Origin of the sequence: Pantanalinema rosaneae CENA516, assembly GCF_050753385.1 — a bacterium.
GTDB classification, from domain to species: Bacteria; Cyanobacteriota; Cyanobacteriia; order Leptolyngbyales; family Leptolyngbyaceae; genus Pantanalinema; species Pantanalinema rosaneae.
On record NZ_JBLZFZ010000039.1, the window covers coordinates 1 to 22,689 of the forward strand.

At 49.0% G+C, this 22,689-nt stretch carries 28 protein-coding genes; 16 read left to right on the forward strand and 12 right to left on the reverse strand.

Annotated elements, in window-relative coordinates:
• Nucleotides 1–127: 127 nt before the first annotated feature.
• Nucleotides 128–928: an RNA methyltransferase gene (locus tag ACN4EK_RS20615; protein ID WP_431660077.1), complete on the reverse strand. Its 801-nt coding sequence runs from the start codon at nucleotides 926–928 to the stop codon at nucleotides 128–130.
• A 60-nt stretch (nucleotides 929–988) separates the two neighbouring features.
• Between ACN4EK_RS20615 and ACN4EK_RS20620 the strand changes: the two genes are divergently transcribed.
• Together ACN4EK_RS20620 and ACN4EK_RS20625 are read left to right on the forward strand one after the other, a co-directional pair.
• Nucleotides 989–1,147: a DUF2256 domain-containing protein gene (locus ACN4EK_RS20620; RefSeq protein ID WP_431660078.1), complete on the forward strand. Its 159-nt coding sequence runs from the start codon at nucleotides 989–991 to the stop codon at nucleotides 1,145–1,147.
• Nucleotides 1,135–2,091: an isoaspartyl peptidase/L-asparaginase gene (locus ACN4EK_RS20625; RefSeq protein WP_431660079.1), complete on the forward strand. Its 957-nt coding sequence runs from the start codon at nucleotides 1,135–1,137 to the stop codon at nucleotides 2,089–2,091. The genes ACN4EK_RS20620 and ACN4EK_RS20625 overlap by 13 nt, the downstream gene beginning before the upstream one ends.
• Nucleotides 2,092–2,096: 5 nt before the next feature.
• Here the strand turns inward: ACN4EK_RS20625 and ACN4EK_RS20630 are convergent, their stop codons facing one another.
• The 6 genes from ACN4EK_RS20630 to ACN4EK_RS20655 form a co-directional block, all read right to left on the reverse strand.
• The gene (locus ACN4EK_RS20630) at nucleotides 2,097–3,017 is read right to left on the reverse strand and encodes an NAD(+) kinase (protein ID WP_431660080.1); all 921 of its coding nucleotides are present in this window, start codon (nucleotides 3,015–3,017) and stop codon (nucleotides 2,097–2,099) included.
• Nucleotides 3,018–3,091: 74 nt separating this feature from the next.
• The gene (gene nuoK / locus ACN4EK_RS20635; protein WP_431660081.1) at nucleotides 3,092–3,397 is read right to left on the reverse strand and encodes an NADH-quinone oxidoreductase subunit NuoK; all 306 of its coding nucleotides are present in this window, start codon (nucleotides 3,395–3,397) and stop codon (nucleotides 3,092–3,094) included.
• A gap of 30 nt (nucleotides 3,398–3,427) precedes the next feature.
• Nucleotides 3,428–4,051, reverse strand: a complete 624-nt coding sequence (locus tag ACN4EK_RS20640) for an NADH-quinone oxidoreductase subunit J (protein ID WP_431660082.1) — start codon at nucleotides 4,049–4,051, stop codon at nucleotides 3,428–3,430.
• Between the two features lie 89 nt (nucleotides 4,052–4,140).
• The gene (ndhI, locus tag ACN4EK_RS20645) at nucleotides 4,141–4,722 is read right to left on the reverse strand and encodes an NAD(P)H-quinone oxidoreductase subunit I (RefSeq protein ID WP_431660144.1); all 582 of its coding nucleotides are present in this window, start codon (nucleotides 4,720–4,722) and stop codon (nucleotides 4,141–4,143) included.
• Between the two features lie 36 nt (nucleotides 4,723–4,758).
• Nucleotides 4,759–5,877, reverse strand: a complete 1,119-nt coding sequence (gene nuoH / locus ACN4EK_RS20650; protein WP_431660083.1) for an NADH-quinone oxidoreductase subunit NuoH — start codon at nucleotides 5,875–5,877, stop codon at nucleotides 4,759–4,761.
• A 284-nt stretch (nucleotides 5,878–6,161) separates the two neighbouring features.
• Nucleotides 6,162–7,298, reverse strand: coding sequence for a citrate synthase (locus ACN4EK_RS20655; protein WP_431660084.1), 1,137 nt, complete (start codon nucleotides 7,296–7,298; stop codon nucleotides 6,162–6,164).
• Nucleotides 7,299–7,949: 651 nt separating this feature from the next.
• Between ACN4EK_RS20655 and ACN4EK_RS20660 the strand changes: the two genes are divergently transcribed.
• The 3 genes from ACN4EK_RS20660 (at nucleotide 7,950) to ACN4EK_RS20670 (ending at nucleotide 9,210) form a co-directional block, all read left to right on the forward strand.
• A complete protein-coding gene (locus ACN4EK_RS20660; protein WP_431660085.1) occupies nucleotides 7,950–8,339 on the forward strand; it encodes a hypothetical protein in 390 nt (129 codons plus the stop codon).
• A gap of 531 nt (nucleotides 8,340–8,870) precedes the next feature.
• Entirely contained in the window at nucleotides 8,871–9,029 is a 159-nt protein-coding gene (locus tag ACN4EK_RS20665; RefSeq protein ID WP_431660086.1) for a hypothetical protein, read from the forward strand.
• Entirely contained in the window at nucleotides 9,016–9,210 is a 195-nt protein-coding gene (locus tag ACN4EK_RS20670) for a hypothetical protein (protein WP_431660087.1), read from the forward strand. Before ACN4EK_RS20665 ends, ACN4EK_RS20670 begins: the two co-directional genes overlap by 14 nt.
• A gap of 14 nt (nucleotides 9,211–9,224) precedes the next feature.
• Here the strand turns inward: ACN4EK_RS20670 and ACN4EK_RS20675 are convergent, their stop codons facing one another.
• Nucleotides 9,225–10,091, reverse strand: coding sequence for a DUF72 domain-containing protein (locus tag ACN4EK_RS20675; protein ID WP_431660088.1), 867 nt, complete (start codon nucleotides 10,089–10,091; stop codon nucleotides 9,225–9,227).
• Between the two features lie 111 nt (nucleotides 10,092–10,202).
• On the opposite strand from ACN4EK_RS20675, the gene ACN4EK_RS20680 reads away from it, so the two are divergent.
• Entirely contained in the window at nucleotides 10,203–10,391 is a 189-nt protein-coding gene (locus ACN4EK_RS20680; protein ID WP_431660089.1) for a CPXCG motif-containing cysteine-rich protein, read from the forward strand.
• A 118-nt stretch (nucleotides 10,392–10,509) separates the two neighbouring features.
• On the opposite strand, the gene pirA is transcribed toward ACN4EK_RS20680, so the two are convergent.
• The gene (pirA, locus tag ACN4EK_RS20685) at nucleotides 10,510–10,665 is read right to left on the reverse strand and encodes an arginine synthesis PII-interacting regulator PirA (protein WP_431660090.1); all 156 of its coding nucleotides are present in this window, start codon (nucleotides 10,663–10,665) and stop codon (nucleotides 10,510–10,512) included.
• 164 nt (nucleotides 10,666–10,829) lie between these two features.
• Here pirA and ACN4EK_RS20690 point away from each other — a divergent pair, with 164 nt between their 5' ends.
• From ACN4EK_RS20690 to ACN4EK_RS20700, 3 genes are read left to right on the forward strand one after another with little or no spacing between them, the layout of a single operon-like run.
• Nucleotides 10,830–11,669: an SAM hydrolase/SAM-dependent halogenase family protein gene (locus ACN4EK_RS20690; RefSeq protein WP_431660091.1), complete on the forward strand. Its 840-nt coding sequence runs from the start codon at nucleotides 10,830–10,832 to the stop codon at nucleotides 11,667–11,669.
• A gap of 16 nt (nucleotides 11,670–11,685) precedes the next feature.
• Nucleotides 11,686–12,348, forward strand: a complete 663-nt coding sequence (locus ACN4EK_RS20695) for a DUF2301 domain-containing membrane protein (protein WP_431660092.1) — start codon at nucleotides 11,686–11,688, stop codon at nucleotides 12,346–12,348.
• Between the two features lie 23 nt (nucleotides 12,349–12,371).
• On the forward strand, nucleotides 12,372–12,662 hold the full coding sequence (locus ACN4EK_RS20700; RefSeq protein ID WP_431660093.1) for a cupin domain-containing protein: 291 nt from the start codon (nucleotides 12,372–12,374) through the stop codon (nucleotides 12,660–12,662).
• 164 nt (nucleotides 12,663–12,826) lie between these two features.
• On the opposite strand, the gene speA is transcribed toward ACN4EK_RS20700, so the two are convergent.
• Nucleotides 12,827–14,884 (reverse strand): biosynthetic arginine decarboxylase, encoded by a 2,058-nt coding sequence (gene speA / locus ACN4EK_RS20705; protein WP_431660094.1) that lies wholly within the window; start codon nucleotides 14,882–14,884, stop codon nucleotides 12,827–12,829.
• 303 nt (nucleotides 14,885–15,187) lie between these two features.
• On the opposite strand from speA, the gene ACN4EK_RS20710 reads away from it, so the two are divergent.
• From ACN4EK_RS20710 to ACN4EK_RS20735, 6 genes are all read left to right on the forward strand, one after another.
• Entirely contained in the window at nucleotides 15,188–15,532 is a 345-nt protein-coding gene (locus ACN4EK_RS20710; protein WP_431660095.1) for a DUF6883 domain-containing protein, read from the forward strand.
• Nucleotide 15,533: 1 nt separating this feature from the next.
• Complete coding sequence (locus ACN4EK_RS20715; protein WP_431660096.1) at nucleotides 15,534–15,839, forward strand: DUF4926 domain-containing protein; 306 nt, start codon at nucleotides 15,534–15,536, stop codon at nucleotides 15,837–15,839.
• Nucleotides 15,840–15,883: 44 nt separating this feature from the next.
• A complete protein-coding gene (locus tag ACN4EK_RS20720; protein ID WP_431660097.1) occupies nucleotides 15,884–17,065 on the forward strand; it encodes an RNA-guided endonuclease InsQ/TnpB family protein in 1,182 nt (393 codons plus the stop codon).
• Between the two features lie 315 nt (nucleotides 17,066–17,380).
• Nucleotides 17,381–17,617 carry a CDGSH iron-sulfur domain-containing protein gene (locus ACN4EK_RS20725; RefSeq protein WP_431660098.1) on the forward strand — a complete coding sequence of 79 codons (237 nt, stop codon included), beginning with the start codon at nucleotides 17,381–17,383 and terminating at the stop codon, nucleotides 17,615–17,617.
• Nucleotides 17,618–17,660: 43 nt separating this feature from the next.
• Entirely contained in the window at nucleotides 17,661–18,362 is a 702-nt protein-coding gene (locus ACN4EK_RS20730) for a pirin family protein (RefSeq protein WP_431660099.1), read from the forward strand.
• A gap of 174 nt (nucleotides 18,363–18,536) precedes the next feature.
• The gene (locus ACN4EK_RS20735) at nucleotides 18,537–19,517 is read left to right on the forward strand and encodes a glutathione S-transferase family protein (RefSeq protein ID WP_431660100.1); all 981 of its coding nucleotides are present in this window, start codon (nucleotides 18,537–18,539) and stop codon (nucleotides 19,515–19,517) included.
• Nucleotides 19,518–19,631: 114 nt separating this feature from the next.
• Here ACN4EK_RS20735 and psaK read toward each other — a convergent pair whose 3' ends face one another.
• Nucleotides 19,632–19,907 (reverse strand): photosystem I reaction center subunit PsaK, encoded by a 276-nt coding sequence (psaK, locus tag ACN4EK_RS20740; protein WP_431660101.1) that lies wholly within the window; start codon nucleotides 19,905–19,907, stop codon nucleotides 19,632–19,634.
• Nucleotides 19,908–20,200: 293 nt separating this feature from the next.
• Here psaK and ACN4EK_RS20745 point away from each other — a divergent pair, with 293 nt between their 5' ends.
• Complete coding sequence (locus ACN4EK_RS20745; RefSeq protein WP_431660102.1) at nucleotides 20,201–20,857, forward strand: phosphoribosylanthranilate isomerase; 657 nt, start codon at nucleotides 20,201–20,203, stop codon at nucleotides 20,855–20,857.
• A gap of 52 nt (nucleotides 20,858–20,909) precedes the next feature.
• On the opposite strand, the gene ACN4EK_RS20750 is transcribed toward ACN4EK_RS20745, so the two are convergent.
• Nucleotides 20,910–22,343: a DUF1565 domain-containing protein gene (locus tag ACN4EK_RS20750; RefSeq protein WP_431660103.1), complete on the reverse strand. Its 1,434-nt coding sequence runs from the start codon at nucleotides 22,341–22,343 to the stop codon at nucleotides 20,910–20,912.
• Nucleotides 22,344–22,689: the final 346 nt, after the last annotated feature.

Sequence of the window (22,689 nt, forward strand, 5' to 3'; positions counted from 1 at the left end):
AGATGTGTATAAGAGACAGGAGGTGGGGAGGTGGGGAGATGAGGGAGATGAGGGAGATGAGGGAGATGAGGGAGATGAGGGAGATGAGGGAGGTGGGGAGATGGGGAAGATAGGTGAAGATTAACGGCTACCTAGTGATTACTTTAAGGGTTTTTAGGTCAGGGTCGGCACACCCACTGATCATGCCACCGGATGCCAACACATGTTGCAAATAGCCGATCGCTGCCTTAGTAATCCGTTCTCCCGGCATCAACACCGGAATCCCTGGAGGATAAGGACAAACGAGTTCGGCACTGATGAGATCGATCGCCTGCGCCACCTCCACAACCTCCGTCGCCGCACCCCAGGCTTGCCGAGGACTCACTACCATTTCACCCATCATCTGCCAATGCGATCGCCCATCTCCCCCATCTCCCCCATCTCCCCCATCTGTCAGCAAAAACAACTCATAGCAACAGATCGCCACAGCTTGAGCCAGATTAAGCGAGGGATAAACGGGGCTGGATGGAATATAAATTAAACGATGGGCGTAGTTTAATTCTTCGTTGGTCAACCCTCGGTCTTCCCGTCCAAAAATTAGGGCAGCACTATCCGACTGGATTTCATCACTTAATAGCCAGGGTAAGGCAGTTCTTGGCGCTTCTAATGGGGTGGCAAGTGGTCGCAGTAACCCTGTTGTGGCGATCGCGCGTTGGCAACCTTTGAGGGCTTCTGGCAACGTGGCAACGATCAGGGCGGTTTCCAAAATTTCTGGAGCGTGGACTGCCATTTGACGGGCTTCTGCCCCCACTGGATCACATTGGGGATTTACCAAAACTAAATGATTCAATCCCATGTTTTTCATGATGCGGGCGATCGAGCCAACATTCAGTGCCCCAGCCGGTTCTACCAGGACAATCCGAATGTTAGCAAGGCGAGGATCAGGCATAGGTGAGGTCAACCAGAAATCAGCTAAGGTGATAAATGTAAACTTTTGTTTACTGAAGCCATGTCACGCGCTCGATCGAAATCAAATTTACCCACCAAACTCTGTCCGGTATGCCAGCGTCCATTTACCTGGCGCAAAAAATGGGAAGATTGCTGGGATGAAGTGAAATATTGCTCGGAGCGGTGTCGTCGCAGGAGGAATCAGGCATGTCAGGACTAGGGGTGCAACCCAAGTTAATTATTCATGGTGGGGCAGGAAGTTCGCTCAAAAGTAAAGGTGGGTTGGAGTCAGTCCGGCGATCGCTCCATGCGGTGCTTGAGGCAGTGTATCCGGTGTTGCTGGATGGAGCAACGGCAGCAGCGGCAGTGATTCAAGGCTGTCGGTTATTAGAAGATGATCCTCGGTTTAATGCGGGTACGGGGTCGGTGCTGCAATCTGATGGGCAAATTCGCATGAGTGCCTCGCTAATGAACGGGAGTCAACAACGGTTTAGCGGGGTCATTAATGTGTCGCGGGTACAAAATCCGATTCTGTTAGCGGAATTTTTGCAAAATTCTCCTGACCATGTGTTGTCTGACATTGGCGCATTAGAACTATTGCGAGAATTAAACCTGCCCACCTATGACCCCCTGACCGAAATCCGCTTGCAGGAATGGATGCTGGAACGACAGGGCAATTTCACCAAAGAAATGGCAGGTGTGGTAGCAGAACGGGAATTGGTGGAAGAGACAGCAGGACGCGGCACGATCGGGGTAGTGGCATTAGACCGCGAAGGACGATTGGCAGCCGGGACTTCTACCGGCGGGAAAGGGTTTGAGCGGATTGGACGAGTGAGCGATTCTGCGACCCCAGCCGGAAACTATGCCACCACGCAAGCGGCAATTAGTTGTACTGGCATTGGCGAGGACATTCTCGACGAATGTTTAGCGGCGCGGATTGTAGTACGGGTCACCGATGGCATGCCCTTACAAGCGGCTTTCGAGAAATCCTTTAAAGAGGCGGCGCAGAATCACCGGGATTTTGGCGCGATCGGCATTGATGCCACGGGGGCGATTTCCTGGGGGAAAACCTGTGAAGTCCTCCTGGCAGCTTACCACGATGGCACTGCGATCGCAGATGTGTTGGAATGGGCAGATGGCAATTTGGTCGGCGGCACTCACTAGCCTATTCAATTGCGATGGTGGTTATTAAATCGCACTCTGGCACCTGCCCATTGCAGTTTTTCTTGCAAGGTCTGATAGTAGGAATAATTTTCTCGCAGAATGATAAATTCTGCCTGACATTCTGCCATCCGAATGTCCACCCGTTGCCCTGGCCAGATTGAAGTGGCTAATACCCCATCCATCCATAATTTGGTGCTGAGATCCTGGTCGGCAAGCGGCCAAATGCTGATTACACAACCGGGCGGCAAGACGATCGGGCGACTCGATAGACTCAAGGGGCAAATGGGGGTCACCACGATCGCTTCCATACCGGGATGGATAATTGGTCCATTCGCCGCCACGGTATAACAGGTAGAGCCAGTGGGGGTCGCCACCAACAATCCATCGCCCTGATATTGATCCACTACCTCGCCATCAATTTCCATTTCCAGAATCGAGGTAATCATGCGATCGGCGGAGGCAGGCTTGACACACATCTCATTCAGTGCCAGAAACCGATCGCTCATTGGTTCCAGGTTGCTGCGATTGCCTTCAAATACCGTTGCCTGAAGCATCATCCGGCGCTGTACCGCAAAGCGATCGCTCAGTAATCGATCCCAGACTCGTTCAGTATCGGTAAATTCATCAATTGATTCGGTTAAAAAGCCTAAATGCCCACCAATGTTGACGGCTAGAATGGGCACAGCGTCACCAGCTAACCAGCGAGCGGCGGTAAGAGCCGTCCCATCACCCCCCAGCACAATGGCAAGGTCGATCGATTGAGTCGCTGAAGCGAGAAAAACTGGGAAGGGATTGTCTTTCGGCCCGCTCGGACCAACTAAAACTTTACAGCCACGACTCTCTAATTGTCTGGCGCACTTTTCGGCACACCGCTGACTACTGGAATCGTTGGCTTTGTGGGCAATAATGACCTGCTGAAGTTGCACGTTCGCTCAAAGGATTTGGGTGATTAGTTGTTAGTCTACTGGCAAGTTGCGACGGATCACTAATCACCCCAAAATTACCACTTGAGCAAATTAAATTGCTCCATGTCTACCGTGTCACGGTTGCGATAGATCGCCAACACGATCGCCAAACCAACGGCGGCTTCGGCGGCGGCGATCGAAATCACAAACACAGTAAACACCTGTCCTTTGATGCTTTGTCCATCCATGTAATTGGAGAACGCCATCAAATTTAGATTGACCGCATTCAACATCAATTCCACCGACATTAAAACGCGGACAGCATTCCGGCTGGTAATTAAGCCAAAGATACCAATGCAGAATAGGGCGGCTGCCAGGATCAAAAAGTATTGCAGTTGCATGAGTCTCGGTTGAATTCGGGCAAATCGAAGTTAGGACTGAGGAGGTGGGATGCGATCGCGGCTGCCTGCCGATACCAGTTCCCGAGGACGCTCGGGTAAAGTCAACACAGGGGATTGAGCGGAAGCCGCCACCTCATCGGGCAGAAACTCGCGACGCGCTAGAACTACCGCACCAATTAATGCCATCAACAAGAGGACGGATGCCAGTTCAAACGGGAGCAAAAAGTCTGTGAAAAAGTGCTGCCCAATCCGCACGATCGCGTCATCCCCTGCCGGAACCACTGAAGACAGTGACCAGGGCGTGACTAGCACCATCGTTGCCAGTAGAGCAAATAAGCCAATACAGACGATCGCCGTTGCCGATTTCCGAATCCAGGCGCGGGGCACTGGCGCAAAGTCTTCCCGTTTATTCACCAACATAATGGCAAACAGAATCAGGACGTTGACGGCTCCCACATAAATCAACACTTGGGCAGTGGCAACAAAATCCGCATTCAGCAGTAAATACAGCCCTGCCACACTGATAAATGTGCCACCCAGCAAAAATGCCGAGTAGACAATATTGGAGAGTAGCACCACTCCCAAGGCGGCTCCGATCATCATCAGAGCTAGCAGACCAAACGAAACAATCTGAACCCCTTCAGCTAGATTCACAATCTCTGTTCTCCTCGCGACATTGCCATCCGTGGTTGGCGGCTAGCGTTTAAGATGCACGTTCTGGTCAGCGCCAAACCACCGATCGCTTATTTCTCCATTTGTTCCAAAATTTCCTCTGGACGCTGACCTGCCCGCCGCGCATCTGCTGGCAAATCGTGAGGATCGAGTACCCCTTTCGGGAGGTAAGCCAATTCCCGTAGCGGTGTCACCATCGGATCATTTGTCACCTTATACGGCAGGCGACCCAACGCCACATTATCGTAGTTCAGTTCATGGCGATCGTAGGTCGAGAGTTCATATTCTTCCGTCATCGACAAACAGTTGGTGGGGCAGTATTCTACACAGTTGCCACAGAAGATACAAACCCCAAAGTCAATACTATAGTGCTTGAGTTGTTTTTTCTTCGTGCCAGCATTAAATTCCCAGTCCACCACTGGAAGGTTAATCGGGCAGACCCGCACACAAACTTCACAGGCAATACACTTGTCAAACTCAAAGTGAATCCGACCCCGGAATCGCTCAGAAGGAATCAGCTTTTCATAGGGATACTGCACAGTCACGGGGCGACGCTGCATGTGGTCAAATGTCACTGAAAGCCCTTGACCAATGTATTTGGCTGCCTGAACGGTTTCCTTGGCATAGTCGCCGACCTGTTTGAGGAACTTCAGCATAGGTTCAGTCTCTAAAAGGGATAAGGATGAAGTTTAGCCACCAAACGCCACAGGGAAAGCAATTTTTAGCCCTGCTGTGAGCAGAAGGTTAACTAAAGAAACGGGCAATAGGAATTTCCACCCTAAGTCTAACAACTGGTCAATCCGCACCCGAGGCACTGTCCACCGCAACAGCACTGCCAGGAAAACCAGGAAGTAGGCTTTTAGCAATGTCATGGTAATCCCCAATGACGCATCAATGATTTGTAGCCAGGAGTTGGTTTCACTCACGCCAAACCAGTTTGCTACCATATCCAGCGGAATCGGAAACTCCCAACCACCCAAATACAACACTGAAACCAGCAGCGCCGACAGCACCAGGTTGACGTAAGACCCGAGATAGAACAGGGCAAACTTCATCCCAGAGTATTCTGTCTGATAGCCTGCGACCAGTTCTTCTTCGGCTTCGGGTAAGTCAAAGGGCAGACGTTCGCATTCCGCTAGAGCCGCAATCCAAAAAATTAAAAAGCCAACGGGTTGCCGCCAGATATTCCAGCCCAGAATGCCATAGCCGGACTGTTGGTTAACAATGTCGATCGTGCTGAGGGAATTCGACATCATGGCAACGGCTAGCACTGCCAGAGCTAAGGGAATTTCGTAGCTAATCGATTGCGCGGCTGCCCGCAGTCCCCCCAAAAGCGAGTATTTATTGTTCGAGGCATAGCCTGCCATCAATAATCCGATCGGCGCAATACTCGATAGGGCAATCCACAGAAATACGCCCATGCTGACATTGGTGACGACCAGGTTTTGTCCAAACGGCACGATCAAGTAGGACAAAAATACGGGAATCACCACAACCACCGGACCGAGCGTAAATAGCAAGGCATCCGCTTTTGCCGGGACAACATCTTCCTTAAAAATCAGTTTTAAGCCGTCGGCAACGGGTGCTAAAACGCCCAGGGGCCCAATGTATTCCGGACCAATTCGTTGTTGAGCCGCCGCAGAAATCTTCCGTTCTAACCACACGGTGACTAATACGCCCACCGTTGCTCCAATGATCATTAACAACATGGGCAATGGCATCCAGATGGCTTTAGCCGCACCCGCCGGAATGCCCAATTCGGTTAATGACTGAATGAATATTCCTTGTAAATCGATTCCTGAGTCCATGTTTTTCTCGATTCCAGCGATCGCTCAGTATCCACACTGAAGTATATCGCTGGATAGCCGTTACACGATAGGGAAACCGACATCAATAAATTTGGGTTGTCATATAGAGCGATCGTAATCAATCGCATCCATTCCAATAGAAAGCCCCCAGAACCGAGAGTCTGAGGGCTGGAGTTCCTGAAAATCGTCACTTGACATCATCCTGACAAGTTGAAGTCAGAATCGCAAGAGGGGCGTTGCCCATCATTCGCGTCACCCAAAAGTGTGGTAAACCCTATTTTTAGTTAGCGCTCGTCGATCGGCGTGTAGGGCACAGAATGGACTCCAGTATAGATTTGCGTCGGACGAAAGATGCGGTTTTCGTTCAGTTGTTCTTTCCAGTGGGCTAACCAGCCAGCCGTCCGTGAAATCGCGAATACCGGAGTAAATAAATCGATCGGAATGCCGAGTTTGCGATAGACCAGCCCGGAATAAAAGTCTACGTTGGCACAGATGCCTTTATGCCCGACCTTTTCTTGCATGACATTTTCTAGTTCGATCGCGATGTCGTAGTATTCATCCCGACCAAACTTGTCAAACAATTGTTCAGCTAGATGCTGCAAAATCGTCGCCCGTGGATCTTTGACTTTATAGACCCGATGCCCAAAACCCATAATTTTGTCTTTGCGGGCGAGGCGATCTTCCACAAAGGGACGCACATTTTCCACCGAGCCGATCTCTTGCAACATCAGAATCACTTCTTCGTTAGCCCCCCCATGTAAAGGACCTGCCAACGTGCCCACTGCCGAGGCAACGACTCCATAGGGATCGGTTAGGGTGGAAGCCGTTACCATCGCTGAGAAGGTCGAAGCGTTAATTGTGTGCTCGGCATGGAGGGTTAAACAAATGTCGAGCACCCGCGCCGCAAACGGATCTGGCTCCCGTTCATTCAACATATAAAGGAAATTAGCCGCATATTCCAGATCATCGCGTGGCTTCACTGGATCGTTGCCTTTGCGGATCAGTTGAAAGGCGGCAACCATCGTGGGAATTTTTGCTAGTAACCGTACCACCGCTGCCCGAATATACGCCGGATCATCCAACGCCCGCCGGGAATAGAATAGCCCCAATGCAGCCGCACAGGCTTGCAAGGCATCCATCGGGTGTCCGCTTTCGGGAAAACATTCCATCATATCGCGCACCCGATACTTCAGCCGCCGATGGTAGCGAATTTCGTGTTCAAAAGCTGCCAACTCTTCCGCCGTAGGGAGTTCACCCCAAATCAGCAAGTAAGCCGTTTCCAGAAAAGTGCTTTTCTCGGCTAATTCCTCGATCGAAATGCCTCGATATTCCAAAACGCCCCGTTGTCCATCCACAAAACTGATACTGGATTGGGTAACGGGAACGCCCTCTAAACCTGCCCTATATTCGCAGACAGTCATGATTTCACCGATCGTTCAAAAATTAATCAACTCAGGCTAGCTTACTAAAGATCATAAATCTGTATCTCGCTAGTCTGCCTTCCCTCATTGTGCCTGGGTAGAGTCAGGCGTGAGCAGGTATAGCATTATTTGGTAAAAAACTGTGCGTTTTCGTAAAAAACAGTTACCATTTAGCTAAGGTAGTATAAGTCTCATACCCAAAATGATCCGGTCTGAGCTAACTACATGATGAGTTGACGATTCCACCCCAGACTGAATCGACTAGCCCAGCTCTCGACAGTAGTGATGGGGAATGCGGGAACCACCCAACTCTGTCCGTAATTCCAGCACGATCATCTTGTCCCCTGGATACTGCCAGCGAACATTTAGCAAGCGGTACAGGTTGCAAGAACGATGCAGGTCTTGAGAACCAGGACAACCGCCCTTTGCGGCAATGTCAGCCTAATAGAACGATTGAGTTTTTGCGGCAGTTGCCGATGAATGGGGAAGCCCTCACTGAATTGGTCAGTGGGTGGCAGTTCATCCATAAGCCTTATCCAACCTAATAGGTAGTCTTTGCATACATATCCAGCCATTTATCCCTTTCAAGTACCTGAAATTTGTCAGGAGGGGATTGATTGGCTGTTTTAGCCATTTTGAAATAGGAGTAGTATGACTCAACGACGCGTTCGTTCTTCTCGTCCAGACGTAAAGGCAAATTATCAACCTACGCCCACCCGCCACGGTACTGCCAAACCCACGCAAACCTACCGCTCTAAAGCGCATCTCAGCGATCGCCAGCCCCAATCTCGCCTCCTAACCTTGATCGCTCAGGATGCCCCACTGCAAACCCATAGCACCCTGTTACTGATGTATGGACCGTTTCAGGCAGAAATGCTGCCAGAGCACAAGCAAGGGGTTGCCTCCTGGTTGCGTGACTGTGTGAGAAAACATGGTTTGCCTAGCCTGGTGCGCTTTGACTATCGCCATCGGGCACAAATCTTTCGCCGTGATCAGTTTCAATCCTGGTTAGAACCGCTCGTTTCGCAGGCGGCTAGTTAGCTTTTCCAGTCAGCGACCACTGAACTGAAGAGGTGGTGTGCATCAGGATCTCTGCAAATCGGCAGTTCACTATTCAGGGACGATCGTGACTGACTGATTCGTTCATACAAACTGTCATCTTTTATACTGGCTGGCTGGATTGCTAAGGTATGAATTCGACTTAATTCAGCAAATCCATACCTGCAAGGTAATCGGTAACTAATTGTCCTGAGTTTCAGCGGTTTCTAAAACAGTCCTTAGATTTTGCAAAGCCCAATGCTCGGAGGGATACCATCTCCAGGATTGGGCTTTCTGGCGTGGTAGAAGAGACAGGGAAATTGGAAGACTTGTTGCACGATCGCTATTTTTTTAAATTCGGTAGATATAATGAGGTTGCTGCGATAAACATGGATGGTAAAGCCGTGTTTTTACGGAGGTTCTGACGATGGACAGAATCAATGCCGTTCTGGAGGCAGAAATTCCAGGCTGAACTGGGCTGAAGCAAATCCTTCAGTCGGGTGATTTTCTCGCTCAAAATTATTTGCATGATCAATGCAGTATCAGGTCAGCTACCTTGCATCTACCGATCGGCTATTCCTCAAGCAATTAGTTCACCTCCAGGCGGCTAATCGCTGCAATGGTTATGAAAGTTTCGTGTTCTCCCTATTTGTTGCCCTGTTGAGTCATTGGTTTGGCTATGCAAGCACTTGATCTTTCTACTAGCATCCGCTATAGCATTACCCCCTGCCAGGATGGCGTTAATCTCTGCGTTTGGGAAACGGCTAAAACCACAGATGTACGCACAAGACCATTTTTATTTAAGGTGAACCACCGAGTGACTACGCGGGAAGAAGCCTACCGCATGTTAAGGTTCTATCTGGATCCGGTTTAATCAGCCTCATCGATTCAAAATAATTGGAGTTGCGTAGCTTCAGGGGGTGTTTCCGGTGGGAGGGTGTCCCAGGGGAGGCTGGGGATCGGTGACCCGTGTTGTTCTAAGCAATGTTGAATATAGCGGGCATGGCTGGGCGATCGCTCCTCCACGGGGCAATGGACAAAGAAATAAAGCCGAATCCCTTGCTGTAACCATTGGTCTACCTGAGTTAACCAATCCTGCAAAAAAGTCCAGTTGGTTTGTTGATCGGGGTGACTAATAAACCGGATTAGACTAAAGGGGGCGGTGACACTCATTTGCAAAGGCAATCGAGGTTTTCGCCGTTCTGAATGGAGTTGCGGATCATCAGGTACTTCGTACACTGGACGCGAATCGAGCAGCACCCGTCCAATACCTAGCTCTGTCAATAATTCCGTGAGACGCTCTCTATGGGGGGCTTGAAACCAATCGGGATGACGCACCTCTAGGGCAAACTCTGATTCCTGGCGGGGTAAGGCGGTCAGAAAGGCGGCTAAGTCGCTGAAATGGGCTGGACTGTAGCTGGGAGGAAGCTGAGCAAAAAAAGGTCCCCGCCGATCGCCTAAGTCTTGCATCTGTTCGAGGAATTGCATCGTTGCAGCGATGTTGGGTTGCAAGCGATCGGCATGGGTAATTGCCTTGGGGAACTTCAAGCAAAACTCAAATCCTGGTGGTGTGACGGTTGCCCACCGTTGAACAGTTTTGCGATCGGGGACAGAATAAAACGTGGTGTTGCCTTCTACGGTGGTAAATCGCTGGCTATACAGTGTCAGAAACTCGGAAGCCTGACTTCCCGGCGGAAACAGTTCTCCCACCCAGGCTTTGTATGCCCATAGCGCACAGCCAATCCGAAACTCCATATTGTCGTCCTAATCATGCCGCGAGAGTCAGGGCGATCGCCGCTAACCTCTTTATGATGATCGTTTGGACGGAAGCAATCTGTCAAAACCAGTAAGGTAGACAATCTAGAAATGCAAAACACTGCCGAGTTTTTCTGTGCTTACTGTGGTGAACCCAATACCACGTTTATCGATTTTAGTGCGGGTGGGCAACAGTCCTATGTGGAAGATTGCCAGGTGTGTTGCCGACCGAATATTTTGTATGTGCGAATTGATGAAGAGACGCTAGAGATTGAAATTGACAGCGAATACGAAGGCTAAGCGATCGCCCATAAACCGCTAAATGCTGCTCTTGGCATTGATGACCTGAGCAGCATTTAGATCCCGATCTTGAATTCCTTGTTTAGTGGAGATGAATATCAATTGATTGATCGCCTGATTATCCCAGGTAGCTAGCTTCAGCTTCCAATAGCCGGATGAGGTTTTCATCGCCTCTAGCTCTGGCGGCTTCCAAGCGCCGTTGCAGATTCTTTTGCAGATTCATGCGGTGAGTTTGGGCAATTTCTGTTGAATTATGCTGACGTCTTCTGTTCATCATGAACGGATCCCCTTCACTTTAATATGCATCTAATTACGAATTAATATAGCACTGTAAATGCGAAACGGTAGTTTATGTTACCGATTTTTCACAAAGGGTAGTGATTGCTACTCAGTTCGGCTTAGATTAAGTTCGCTGCTAACGGTTTTGCAAATTAAGTGATGATTACCGGACAAAATCGCATTTTGACCCTGTTGACTGACTTTGGATTGCAAGATCCCTATGTTGGTGTGATGAAGGGGGCGATCGCGCAAGTTAATCCTCAGTTAACCGTGATCGATTTAACCCATCAGATTTCCCCGCAAGATGTCGTCAGTGCCCGGTTTGCCTTGATGAGCGCTTATCCTTACTTCCCGGCAGAAACGGTGCATCTGGCGGTGGTTGATCCGGGAGTTGGAACGAGTCGTCGGGCGATCGCGATCGCCGTTGGAACCAATGTTACCCAGCCCACCGGATTTTTAGTCGGGCCTGACAATGGCTTGTTTAGTGGGGTGTTGCAACAGCAGCCTGTGTTGGCAGTCGTTGAGTTAAATCAACCGATCTATTGGCGGGATCCCAATCCCAGTAGCACGTTTCATGGGCGGGATATTTTTGCACCGGTAGCGGCCCATCTTGCCAGTGGAGTGCCGATCGCGGCATTAGGAACGACGATCGCTGCCGATACATTGATCCAACTGGCGATTCCGCAGTGTATTTATCGACATGATCCTAACCAACCCGCCACTACTATTACAGGGTGCATTCAAGCCATTGATCGATTCGGGAACTTGATCACTAATATTCCTGCTGTGGATGTAGTGGAGAAGGAATGGTTGGCGATCGTCAATGGCATTGTCCTATCTGGTAAGCAAACCTATAGCGATCGACAGGCGGGCGAGTTGTTAACGCTGATTGGTAGTCATGGTTGGGTAGAAATTGCTGTCAATCAGGGGAATGCTCAAGCTACACTCAAACTAACGATCGGAAATCCGGTGCAAGTTTTAATTAAAGAACAGTCGTAAGGAATGATGGCTCACTATGACATCAGCCGTTGAACTCATGATTTATCAAGGTCAGTTTGGCGAATTTACTATCACCAAAGCCGATCGCCGGGGAGTGGTGATTTATCGCGGTGGGCTAATGGTCGCCGCCCTCAGTTTTGCGATCGCAGTCGGATTCATCCTAGGGCAGGGTAATGATCCTACGGTAGTGCAACTGTTAACTCCCCTGTATACCGTCTTTTGGTTTGCCTTAGCTGTCAGTTTGCTGACCATTCACATCTATCTCGAACCACTCCATCGCGCTTTACAAGCATTTTTATTGATCGGTGGTCTGGCATCGTTGGCGATCGCTCACCTCAGTCCAGAACCCTTCGCCCAAACGGTATACACCAATCCCTTGAGCATTTTAGGCGTGGGCTTTACCTTTGCGGCGCTGACGGGAATTTATTTTAAGGAAGCCTTTTGTTTTAATCGATTAGAGACTAAAGCCTTAACGCCGATCGTCCCTACCCTATTAATCGGACATTTAGTTGGATTGTTGCCCCTCGCGGTCGAACAAATGTTGTTAGCCAGTTGGGCAATTTTGTTCCTGGTATTTGCCATCCGCAAAGTCATACAACCGATTCCACCGGATATTGGAGATAAAAGTGTGTTTGATTATTTGCATCAGCAACGGCAGGCTAAAACGAATTCTTTGTAGCCAGTAAGTGTGAGGAGGGCTAAATGACGACCCAAACCAATTCCCTAATCCAAATTGACTATCAACCTGCCCAAGAAAAGTTACAAGCTCTGGGTGTGTTTAATTGGCCGATTTGGACAAAAGAGGTTTCAGAGTTTCCCTGGACGTATGATGAGGCGGAAACCTGTTATTTCCTGGCGGGTGAAGTGACTGTCACTCCGGCGGGTGGCGAACCTGTATCGATGGGTCAGGGGGATCTGGTGACTTTCCCGGCAGGGATGTCCTGTACCTGGAAGATCACTAAAGCGGTTAGAAAACATTATTCCTTTGGTTAAGCAACCAAGTCTTTGACGGCGATATTAAAGTTGGATCGAACCAATTGGGTGCTAACAACATCTTCTAAGCCATACAAGGTTTGCTGAGTAGCAGTAATCACTAGCACCCATTGGCTATCAGGAGCCTTAGCATAGCGCAACCCTGAGTCTGAATTGAGCTTAAACTATGCGGACAAATAGGTATAGCGGCTTAGACTGCGTTCGTAGTTTTGCAGCAATAATTGTGATTCTTGCAAGGTAATTTGTTTGTCTTGCAATGCCTGTTCTGTTTGTTGCCGGATACTTTCAATTAAGTCCTCGGAATCGTATTGCACATATCCCAAAACTTCTGTCATGGTGTCACCTTTAACTACATGATCAATCTGGTAGCCTTTGGGAGTCAGGGTAATGTGGATGGCATTCGTATCGCCAAATAAGTTGTGTAAATTCCCCATAATCTCCTGATAGGCTCCATTCAAGAACATACCCAGGTAGTAAGGTTCATGCTGATGGGTAGCAGATTGTGGGTTAGGAATTGGCTTTAGAGGATGCAATTCCAACACATGTTTGACATCTCGCAAATCAATAAATTGATCGATTTTGCCGTCACTATCACAGGTTAAATCCGCTAATGTGCCTCGACAGGTCGGCTCTTCATCCAAGCGGTGAATTGGCATGATGGGGAAAAGCTGATCGATCGCCCAGCTATCGGGAGCCGACTGGAATACGGACAGGTTGACATAGTAAATCGATGCCATGATCTGCTCTAAATCTTCCAGATCATCCGGTACATAATCTTGCTGACGAGCGATCTGCAAAATTTTGTGGCAACATGCCCAATATAAGCGTTCGGCTCGGGCGCGTTCCGGTAAACTCACATAGCCGAAGGTAAATAGGCTGATTGCTTCTTCTTTAAACTGAGTCGCATCATGATATGCCTCCTGATAATTCTCTACTGAAATGGATTGATAGGTTTCGTAGAGATTGCGAATAATCAGGTGTTCCTTCGGCTGAAGCGGTTCCGGTACTCCAGACAGCACTTCGCTAGTGCCCAAAACATCAAATACTAAAACGGATTGATGCGATGCGATCGCCCGTCCACTTTCACTAACTAAGGTTGGTGCTGTGATATTGCGTTCTTCACAGGCTTCTTTCACTTCCGCCACAATGTCATTGGCGTAGTTTTGCATGTTGTAATTTTTAGACGCATAGAAGTTGGTTTTAGAACCGTCATAGTCAACGCCTAACCCTCCGCCAACATCGAGATATTTCATGTTAGCGCCCAGTTTGGACAGTTCCACATAAATCTGGCTGGCTTCCCGGATGGCATCTTTGACGACGGCGATCGCGGAAATTTGGGAGCCAATGTGATAATGCAACAGTTGCAGAGAATCGAGCATATCCGCTGCCCGCAGTTGCTCCACAGTGCTGAGAATTTCGGGAATGGTTAAACCAAACTTGGCGCGATCGCCCGCCGAAATGCCCCAACGTCCAATGCCTTTAGCACTTAACTTGGCGCGTACTCCCAGAATCGGACGAATTCCCAATTTGCGACCCGCTTCGATTACTAAGGGAACTTCTTCAATTTGCTCCAACACAATAATTGGCGTTTTGCCTAACCGTTGTGCCAGAATTGCCGTCTCAATATATTCCCGATCTTTGTACCCATTACAGATCAGCAGTGCCCCCGGTGTCGTCAGGGTTGCCAGGGCAATCATTAATTCTGGTTTAGAGCCAGCTTCTAAGCCAAACTGATAGGGTTTGCCAAATCGCACCAGGGCTTCGACTAAATGCCGTTGTTGGTTACACTTGACCGGAAATACCCCTCGGTAGACCCCCGGATAGTTATACCGGGCGATCGCCTTGGCAAAGGCAGAGTTCAACCGCTCGATCCGGTCTTCTAAAATATCTGAAAAACGAATTAAGAGAGGCAAATTCAGGTTGCGCTGCTTCAGGGCATTGACTAACTCGAATAAGTCTAACGAACCACCACGATCGCCCTTGGGAGACACCGTAATATGACCTGCGGCATTAATCGAAAAATACGGTTCACCCCACCCATTAATCCGATAGAGTTCTTCGCTATCCTCGATCGTCCAGGTTTTTGCAGGTTCAGTTGATACCGATGCTGCCCCATTCAACGGGCGATCGATCTCTCCCTGAGCCTTCGCACCCGCTTTTCCGGATGAGCCATTGGGTGTCTGTTCTGCCTCAGCATCTGTTGCGGTTGGTTTTGCCCCCATGCTGCTTTTACCTCACAATGCGTACCGAAATGCCAGTCTATCGCATTTGTTCCAGCACTGGAGATCATGTAGAACACATTGAGTTCAATAGGGTTTTAAGCAGTCCGATCTAGCCGGTTTAGCAAGTCCAAGATGTCGTCTTGAATTACCAAATGGGAGAGCATGATGCTGAACCGCTATTATTTCTCTATAAAGCAAAACAAATTAAACCTGAATTGTCCAAGTCCCATGCCTTTCAGGACATACAAAATTCATCATTCATCAAATTTCTGCCAGGTTGACTAGAAATCACAATTGCAATGTATGAAGTTACCGAATGGTGATCAAGCCCAGCTTGGTGACAAACTTGAGCGCTACTCACTGAATCAGCAGCATTCGAAAGGGAAGGATAAAGCGGTTCTGTTTGAAAAGCGCTCGGGAATCACGCTAGAAAATCAAGCACTTTTAGAGGTCGTGTTGTTAGCTGTCGCTGCCAATAACGAGGCAGAAATTTATAAAATAGATGATTATGGAACTCAGTATGATATTAAGTTTTTCATGACAACAGAAACAGGCAGTTCGTGGGTACTAAGCTGCTGGATTATTCGTACCAATGAAAATTTTCCCAGGCTAACACATACTTACCCAATTAATAAATCAGGAGAATAGCATGGTATTACACGAATATGATGTTATTGCCTTAAAGGAAGAGATTCAAGCAATTCATAAAGAAACTCATCAACCTATTCTGCTCCGACCGGGGCAAGTTGGTACTATTCTGATGAGCTTTGAAGACAGGGCTTACCTGATAGATTTTGCGGATGCTCAAGGCAATACCTATGCGATGGAAACTGTTCCAGTCGGAAAACTGATGCAACTGATTTATGAATCGTTACCCCTTACGTCTGACCGAAAGAATGGGATACAAGCCTCGTCCTTCCAGGAGGGCTTTTCGCACCTTCATCGAGGAATCTGAATAAATGAACACCTGTTTATTCAGTCAATAGCTATAATGGTTGTATGCTAAATCTCACCTACGAGTACAAACTCATACCCACCGACGCACAGCGCGAAATGTTCGACCACTGGCTAGAAATTTGCCGGAAGGTCTACAATTTTGCGTTGCGTGAGCGGAAAGACTGGGTTAATGCTCGTAAGTGCGACATCAACTCATGCAGTATCAAACAGGAATACATTATTCCGGTTGATGCACCACGACCAACCTTTGCCCGTCAATGCAAAACATTGGCAGAGGCAAAGAAATCAATCCCTGAATTGAAACTTCCTCATACTCACGTCTTGCAGCAAGTGTTACGCCAATTGGAGGCGGCATTTGTAGCCATGTGGGAACGTGGACATGGATTTCCCCGATTCAAAAAACGGATGCGCTCTTTTGTGTTTCCGCAACTGAATTTAGAATCTGTGAAACGATTTGACGGTGCAGACTGGGTGAATCTACCCAAGATTGGTTTGGTCAAAGTGCATTGGTCGCGTCCGATCCCTGATGGCTTTGAGGTTAAGCAAATTCGCGTTGTCAAACGGGCTTCTGGCTACTATGCCATGCTGACGTTGCAGTGTGATGTTGAAGTGCCTCAACTGCTGCCATCAGGTCATGGACTGGGCATTGATTTGGGTCTGGAACATTTCCTGGCAACATCTGATGGTGAATTGATTGATAGACCTCGATTCTTTGTGGATGGACAACGCCAGCTGAAATCGCTGCAACGTCAACTGAAACGGAAGAAAAAAGGTTCTAGGAAATATCGTCAATTGCAGCATCAGATTGCCAAACACCACGAATACATCTCGAATAGCCGCAAGGACTTTCACTTTAAGACCGCTCATCATTTGTGTGGTCAAGCAGGCACAGTATTCGCTGAGGATTTGAATCTGAAAGCAATGTCGGCAGGGATGCTGTGCAAACATACGCTAGACGCTGGGTTTGGGCAGTTCCTCAACATCTTGAGCCATGTTTGCTGTAAGCGGGGTGTATCCTTCGCTAAGGTCAATCCCCATGGCACAAGCCAGACCTGCCCAAGATGTCAAACCCACACAGGCAAAAAGGAATTGTCTCAACGGGTTCATAAATGCTGCGAATGCGGATATGAAACGAATCGAGATGTAGCAGCCGCACAAGTGGTTTTACAGCGTGGCTATACAGCGGTGGGGCACATCGCAGTGAATTTTGGGGAGGGCAAGTAGCATGAGCTATCCCGATGAACCAAGAATCCCCGCTCCTTTAGGACGGGGAGTGTCAATAACAGATGGTGGATTCGGGTCAATCCTAAGGAATGTCGGGGTGGGTCACGATCGCAGCTGCAACGAATTGAGTGTCTATTAAACTCGCGCATATCTAGTTCTAGAACATACCACCAATCCGATCGGTGTACCCGGAACAGTAGAGATAGGAGATATCTTGACTGATTGTTTACATTCAAACAATCCTCTGCTATTCTGTTTGTATGCAAACAGTATGAACTAGTTTGATCTGTCACTAATTTCCTTCAGGAGAACCCAATGACTGAACCTGTTATTGCCGATACTAAGCCTGTCGTGATGCCACTGGAACCTGGAACTTACTATTGGTGCAGTTGTGGTCAAGCTCAAAATCAACCGTTCTGTGATGGGTCGCACAAAGATACAGGCTTTACACCCCTGAAGTTTGAAGTAACGGAAGCCCGACAGGTCGCTTTATGTAACTGCAAACAGACTCAAAATCCGCCGTTCTGTGATGGCGCTCACGCCAAGCTATAACTCTGCAATTCCCGTTGTCCTTTCACTTAAGGATGTCAAATCTATGATCACCATTCGTAAATCTGCCGATCGTGGACATGCGAATTACGGTTGGCTCGATACCTACTATTCCTTCTCGTTCGCCAATTATTATGATCCCAAGCACATGGGCTTCCGCCATCTACGAGTGATTAACGAAGATCGGATTGCTCCGGGCAACGGGTTCCCTACCCATCCCCATCGGGATATGGAAATTATTTCCTATGTGGTTGATGGCTCATTAGCCCACCGGGATAGTTTGGGCAATGGCGAAACGATCGGCGCCAGTGGGATTCAACGCTTCACGGCGGGAACAGGGATTACCCACAGTGAATTTAATCCCTCATCAACCGAATCCACTCATCTCTTGCAGATTTGGATTTTGCCGGAGCAGACAGGCATCAAGCCTAGCTACGAACAAAAACTGTTTCCGGCGGACGAAAAGCGAGGACAGTGGCGCAAACTGGCTAGCCCCGATGCCACCGATGGTGCGGTGAAAGTGCATCAAAATATGACGCTGTATGCCACCATTTTGTCGCCCGGTGAAGCACGTAGCTACACCTTACAACCCGATCGCCATGCCTGGATTCAGGTGGTCAAAGGTGACATTAATTTGAACGATCGCTCTCTATCTGCGGGGGATGGAGCCGCTGTCTCGGAAACGACTAATCTGACGATCGAGGCGACGACGACTGAAGCAGAAGTGTTGCTGTTTGATCTAGCGTAATCAATTGAGGAATGGAGGCTAAACAACTCCGCATCTTTTTGTATGGGCGTGGCATACCCTGCGGGAAGCAAGCTACGGCAGGGATTTCTGGGGCAATAGCAAGGATTTATTACCGAATGCCACGCCCCTACGCAAAATTACACCTTAATCAATCTGCAATTCTTAGGAGGAATTATGGCACTGGGAATGATGGTCGATGGGCAATGGACGACCGAATGGACAGAACGGGATACTAGCGGCAAATTTAACCGGATGCCGACCAAGTTCCGTCACCAGATTACGGCAGATGGTTCGAGCGGATTTCCTGCCGTTGCCGGACGCTATCACCTGTATGTCTCGCTGGCGTGTCCCTGGGCACACCGGACGCTGATAATGCGAAAGCTGAAGGGATTGGAATCTGCGATCGATGTATCGATCGTTGATCCATTACTCAGTGATAAAGGCTGGCATTTTTCCAACTATCCCGGTGCCATCCCCGATTCTGTCAATCAGGCAGAGTATCTTCAGGACATCTATCGTAAAGCCAAAGCGGATTACACTGGGCGCGTGACGGTGCCTGTGTTGTGGGATAAGGAAACTCAGACGATCGTCAACAACGAATCGCGCGAAATTATTCGCATGTTCGATACCCAATTTGGCGCGATCGCAGAATCGAATCTCGATCTGTATCCGGCTGAGTTGCAAGCCAAGATTGATCAAACGATCGATGCCATCTACATGCCGATTAATAACGGTGTTTACCGTTCTGGCTTTGCCACGACCCAAGCGGCGTATGAGGAGGCTGTGACCGAACTGTTTGAAGCCCTGGATCACTGGGAATCGGTGTTAAGCCAACAGCGTTATCTCTGTGGCGATCGCTTGACAGAAGCAGATATCTGTATGTTTACGACGCTGATCCGGTTTGATCCGGTGTATCACGGTCATTTCAAGTGTAATCTCCGGCGAATTGTGGATTATCCCAACCTGTGGAATTACCTCAAGGATCTGTATCAGTTTCCAGGAATTCAAGCTACCTGCAATTTGGATCACATTAAACGGCACTATTACGCCAGTCATACCCAGATTAATCCAACGGGGATTGTGCCCAAAGGACCACTAATTGACTTCTCGGCTCCCCACGATCGCGATCGTTTCGCCACGATGGCAGTTGCATAAACGCCAAGCGTGCACCTGAACAATCAGTAGGTACACGAGCCAATTCAACGATTCCAACTAAAAGCCGCTTAAATCCAGGAGATCTAAGCGGCTTTTCTATGATTAAGGTTTAATTTAGAGAACGCCCGCGTTGCTCAGACCCAGGATGACACCTGCACCCAGGATATGACCAAAGCTAGCAGTTGCCAGCAGTTCCGCTACACCAAAGCCTTCAAATAGAGCGGGTCCTTCTACAGGCAGCTTGGGACCAACACCACGCTTTTGAATGGCATACCGACCGATCGCTACTGCAACCAGGTTGCAGATGATCATCGTCAGTCCAACAGCAGGCGACCACTCCACAGTTCTAGGAGCAGCAGTCGTAGCAGCAAGTAAGAACGAATAAAACAAGCTTTTACCCTCCTGGATTAATAAACTGATGTCCTCACAGTTCTCTGTTGTCCGTAAACAGCGAGTAGCGTAAGATACTCTTTTACAGATGAAATCAACATGCCAATTAATCTCGAACCGAAGCAGCACTTACGATCGAGAGCATTGGGAGAACCGTGACGACGCAGGATTTAGAAGGATTATAGGAAGGTCTTGCTCCAGAACCGCAAAACGATCGCGATCTGTTTTAATTCTTAAGAGTTAACGAAAGAAGAATTAACAAAAAAGTTCATGATTTTATACATGTCAAACTAATGGGGTTACGAGTCAAGATTTGCGGCATTACTAAACCAGACCAGGGACGAGCGATCGCCCAACTGGGAGCGACGGCTTTAGGCTTCATCTGCGCCCAACAATCGCCCCGTTATGTCTCACCGGCACAGATTAAGGCGATCGTTGCCCATCTCCCAACCGATCCCATGACTGGAGCGCCGATCGCTGATCGAGTGGGCGTATTCGTCAACGCTACGCTAGAGGTTATCCAGCAAACGGTAGCGATCGGACACTTAAACGTGGTGCAACTTCATGGCAGTGAATCACCGGAGTTCTGTCAACAGGTACGGCAACACTTACCAGGAATTGAATTAATCAAAGCTCTACGGATTCGGACGATCGCGGATTGCACTCAAGCCGATCGTTATCATGCCTGGATTGATACATTGCTGTTGGATGCCTATGATCCCAAACTGGCAGGAGGGACAGGGAAAACGATCGATTGGCAGATTCTGCAACAATTCCAGCCGCAATGCCCCTGGTTTCTAGCAGGAGGCTTAACGCCGGATAATGTGCTGGCAGCGTTGCAACAGGTCAATCCAGATGGGATTGATTTATCCAGTGGAGTTGAACGCAGTCCCGGCGATAAAGATCTCGATCGCGTGGCACAGTTGTTTCAGCAATTACAGCATGGGTAGGGGCAATAGTTTCTAGAACCAGGCTACCCCTACCTGCGTCAAATCCTGTTGTTTAGCTATCTGGGATCACCACATCACCAGGTTGTCGGGTTGTGCCAGTGGCTGGTTGAGTAGCCGGTTGACCTGTGACAGGTGGTGAGGTTTCTGGCTGTCCACTGGTTGCGGGAGAGGAGGGGAGGGGCTGGCTAAGGGGAGCAGGAGGAGTCGGGGCTACGGGCGATCCGGTAGATGCAGGGGCGATCGCGGGTTGTCCGGTTGTCGTGGGGGAGGTTGGTGCGGATTGCCCCGTGGGAGGTTGGTTCAGCATACTCGGTTGTCCAGTGGTTGCGCCTGGATCTGGAGCCGTTTGACCCGTTGGGGCGGCAGGAGTTCGCGGTGGCTGTCCGGTAGTGGGTGTCGCTGGGGAATTCGTTGGTTGTTGGGGGGCTGCACTACCTGGTTGTCCCGGTTCGCCTGCCAGGAAGGTAAATTCCACTTGCCCAGCCACTTTTTTGGCATCCAAACTATTGCCGATCGAGTAAATTGCTTCCTTGGTGGAATTATTTAAATCGTGCTGTTTGTTGTTGCGAATGACATTGTTACCTGAATCGGCATCTGACCCTAAATTCGGTTTTGCTTTGATGGTAACAATAATGCCGTCCCGGTTGTTATTTTCAATTAAATTGTTGCGCAGAATGGGTTTGGCGGAGTCATTAATATAAATGCCGTCCACATTTTGCACAATCTGATTACTATCAACAATTGGCGCTGATGATCCACCGATCGCTAAACCAAATCCCGTATCTTGAAACAAATTATTCCGAATTTCACCTCTGGCTTTAGAGGCGAGTGAAATGCCATTGCCACCGTTCTTAAAAAACACATTACTCGTAATCTTGGGATTGCCTGTGCCAGTGACAAAAATCCCTTCCCGGTGGTTGCTGGTGAAGGTGGAATTCTGAATTAAAGGGCTTCCGGCTTCAATCCAAATCCCGGTGCCGCGAACGTTGGGATTGCTAACCGTAATGCCGCGAATCTCCGCATCTCGATCGAGCCAGATGGTCATATTTTGGCGGGCAAAGCTAGGGCTAACATTTTGTCCACCCCCGGTAATCACCACACTTTGACCCCGATCGGCTTCACTGCCCAACAGCACGACACCCGTAGGGAGCATTAATGGAAAAACTTCCCCCGATTCCTGGGAATAGGTACCCGGAGCCACCTGCACGATCGTTCCCGGAGTGGCTTGTTTAAGCGCGTAAGCAATAGTGCGATAGGGGGCTTCACTGGTTCCGGCTCCCGGAGCATCCTGACTATTGTTAGCCATGGGATTCACGTAAAGTACCGTCATCCCCGCTGGTGCTTGGGCAACTGATATGGATGGCTGAATAGTTTGGGCGAATGCGAGCGGTTGAGTCGCCAACAGACCCAGGCTATTAGCGCCGAGCAAAAGGGTGACGAAGCCAACTCGAATTGGGGTAGCGAAGTGGAGGAGAAGTTGGTTCATAGGTTTGAAACTCCCAGTTTGGCGATGACGCGATCCCTGACAAACTTTATGCAGGATAGTGAAAACTATTCAAGCTGATCCGACTCGTTGCAAAACTTGATTTAGCCGCTAGCGATCGTCAGCAAATATTTTATTTCAGGCAGCTTAATTCATCATCATTCCCGATCGACGAAGGCTTCCATGACGTGTCTTAACAAAAAAAGTTTCTCGATCCATCAAACTGGCGATGGAGATTCGTGTAGCGGGAGTCTGGACATTCGGGCTTCAGGGATAACCAGGGCTGCTGTCAACCTCTATCGCAGAGCGCTCGTCGAGGATCAAAAGCGCAGAATGGGGTTGACTGACC

Bases quoted from the DNA above. Each gene is read 5' to 3' on its own strand.
- ACN4EK_RS20615 (WP_431660077.1), bottom strand. From the start codon at position 928: ATGCCTGATCCTCGCCTTGCTAACATTCGGATTGTCCTGGTAGAACCG.
- ACN4EK_RS20620 (WP_431660078.1), top strand. From the start codon at position 989: ATGTCACGCGCTCGATCGAAATCAAATTTACCCACCAAACTCTGTCCG.
- ACN4EK_RS20625 (WP_431660079.1), top strand. From the start codon at position 1,135: ATGTCAGGACTAGGGGTGCAACCCAAGTTAATTATTCATGGTGGGGCA.
- nuoK (WP_431660081.1), bottom strand. From the start codon at position 3,397: ATGCAACTGCAATACTTTTTGATCCTGGCAGCCGCCCTATTCTGCATT.
- nuoH (WP_431660083.1), bottom strand. From the start codon at position 5,877: ATGGACTCAGGAATCGATTTACAAGGAATATTCATTCAGTCATTAACC.
- ACN4EK_RS20655 (WP_431660084.1), bottom strand. From the start codon at position 7,298: ATGACTGTCTGCGAATATAGGGCAGGTTTAGAGGGCGTTCCCGTTACC.
- ACN4EK_RS20660 (WP_431660085.1), top strand. From the start codon at position 7,950: ATGACTCAACGACGCGTTCGTTCTTCTCGTCCAGACGTAAAGGCAAAT.
- ACN4EK_RS20665 (WP_431660086.1), top strand. From the start codon at position 8,871: ATGCAGTATCAGGTCAGCTACCTTGCATCTACCGATCGGCTATTCCTC.
- ACN4EK_RS20670 (WP_431660087.1), top strand. From the start codon at position 9,016: ATGCAAGCACTTGATCTTTCTACTAGCATCCGCTATAGCATTACCCCC.
- ACN4EK_RS20675 (WP_431660088.1), bottom strand. From the start codon at position 10,091: ATGGAGTTTCGGATTGGCTGTGCGCTATGGGCATACAAAGCCTGGGTG.
- ACN4EK_RS20680 (WP_431660089.1), top strand. From the start codon at position 10,203: ATGCAAAACACTGCCGAGTTTTTCTGTGCTTACTGTGGTGAACCCAAT.
- pirA (WP_431660090.1), bottom strand. From the start codon at position 10,665: ATGAACAGAAGACGTCAGCATAATTCAACAGAAATTGCCCAAACTCAC.
- ACN4EK_RS20690 (WP_431660091.1), top strand. From the start codon at position 10,830: ATGATTACCGGACAAAATCGCATTTTGACCCTGTTGACTGACTTTGGA.
- ACN4EK_RS20695 (WP_431660092.1), top strand. From the start codon at position 11,686: ATGACATCAGCCGTTGAACTCATGATTTATCAAGGTCAGTTTGGCGAA.
- ACN4EK_RS20700 (WP_431660093.1), top strand. From the start codon at position 12,372: ATGACGACCCAAACCAATTCCCTAATCCAAATTGACTATCAACCTGCC.
- speA (WP_431660094.1), bottom strand. From the start codon at position 14,884: ATGGGGGCAAAACCAACCGCAACAGATGCTGAGGCAGAACAGACACCC.
- ACN4EK_RS20710 (WP_431660095.1), top strand. From the start codon at position 15,188: ATGAAGTTACCGAATGGTGATCAAGCCCAGCTTGGTGACAAACTTGAG.
- ACN4EK_RS20715 (WP_431660096.1), top strand. From the start codon at position 15,534: ATGGTATTACACGAATATGATGTTATTGCCTTAAAGGAAGAGATTCAA.
- ACN4EK_RS20720 (WP_431660097.1), top strand. From the start codon at position 15,884: ATGCTAAATCTCACCTACGAGTACAAACTCATACCCACCGACGCACAG.
- ACN4EK_RS20725 (WP_431660098.1), top strand. From the start codon at position 17,381: ATGACTGAACCTGTTATTGCCGATACTAAGCCTGTCGTGATGCCACTG.
- ACN4EK_RS20730 (WP_431660099.1), top strand. From the start codon at position 17,661: ATGATCACCATTCGTAAATCTGCCGATCGTGGACATGCGAATTACGGT.
- ACN4EK_RS20735 (WP_431660100.1), top strand. From the start codon at position 18,537: ATGGCACTGGGAATGATGGTCGATGGGCAATGGACGACCGAATGGACA.
- ACN4EK_RS20745 (WP_431660102.1), top strand. From the start codon at position 20,201: ATGGGGTTACGAGTCAAGATTTGCGGCATTACTAAACCAGACCAGGGA.
- ACN4EK_RS20750 (WP_431660103.1), bottom strand. From the start codon at position 22,343: ATGAACCAACTTCTCCTCCACTTCGCTACCCCAATTCGAGTTGGCTTC.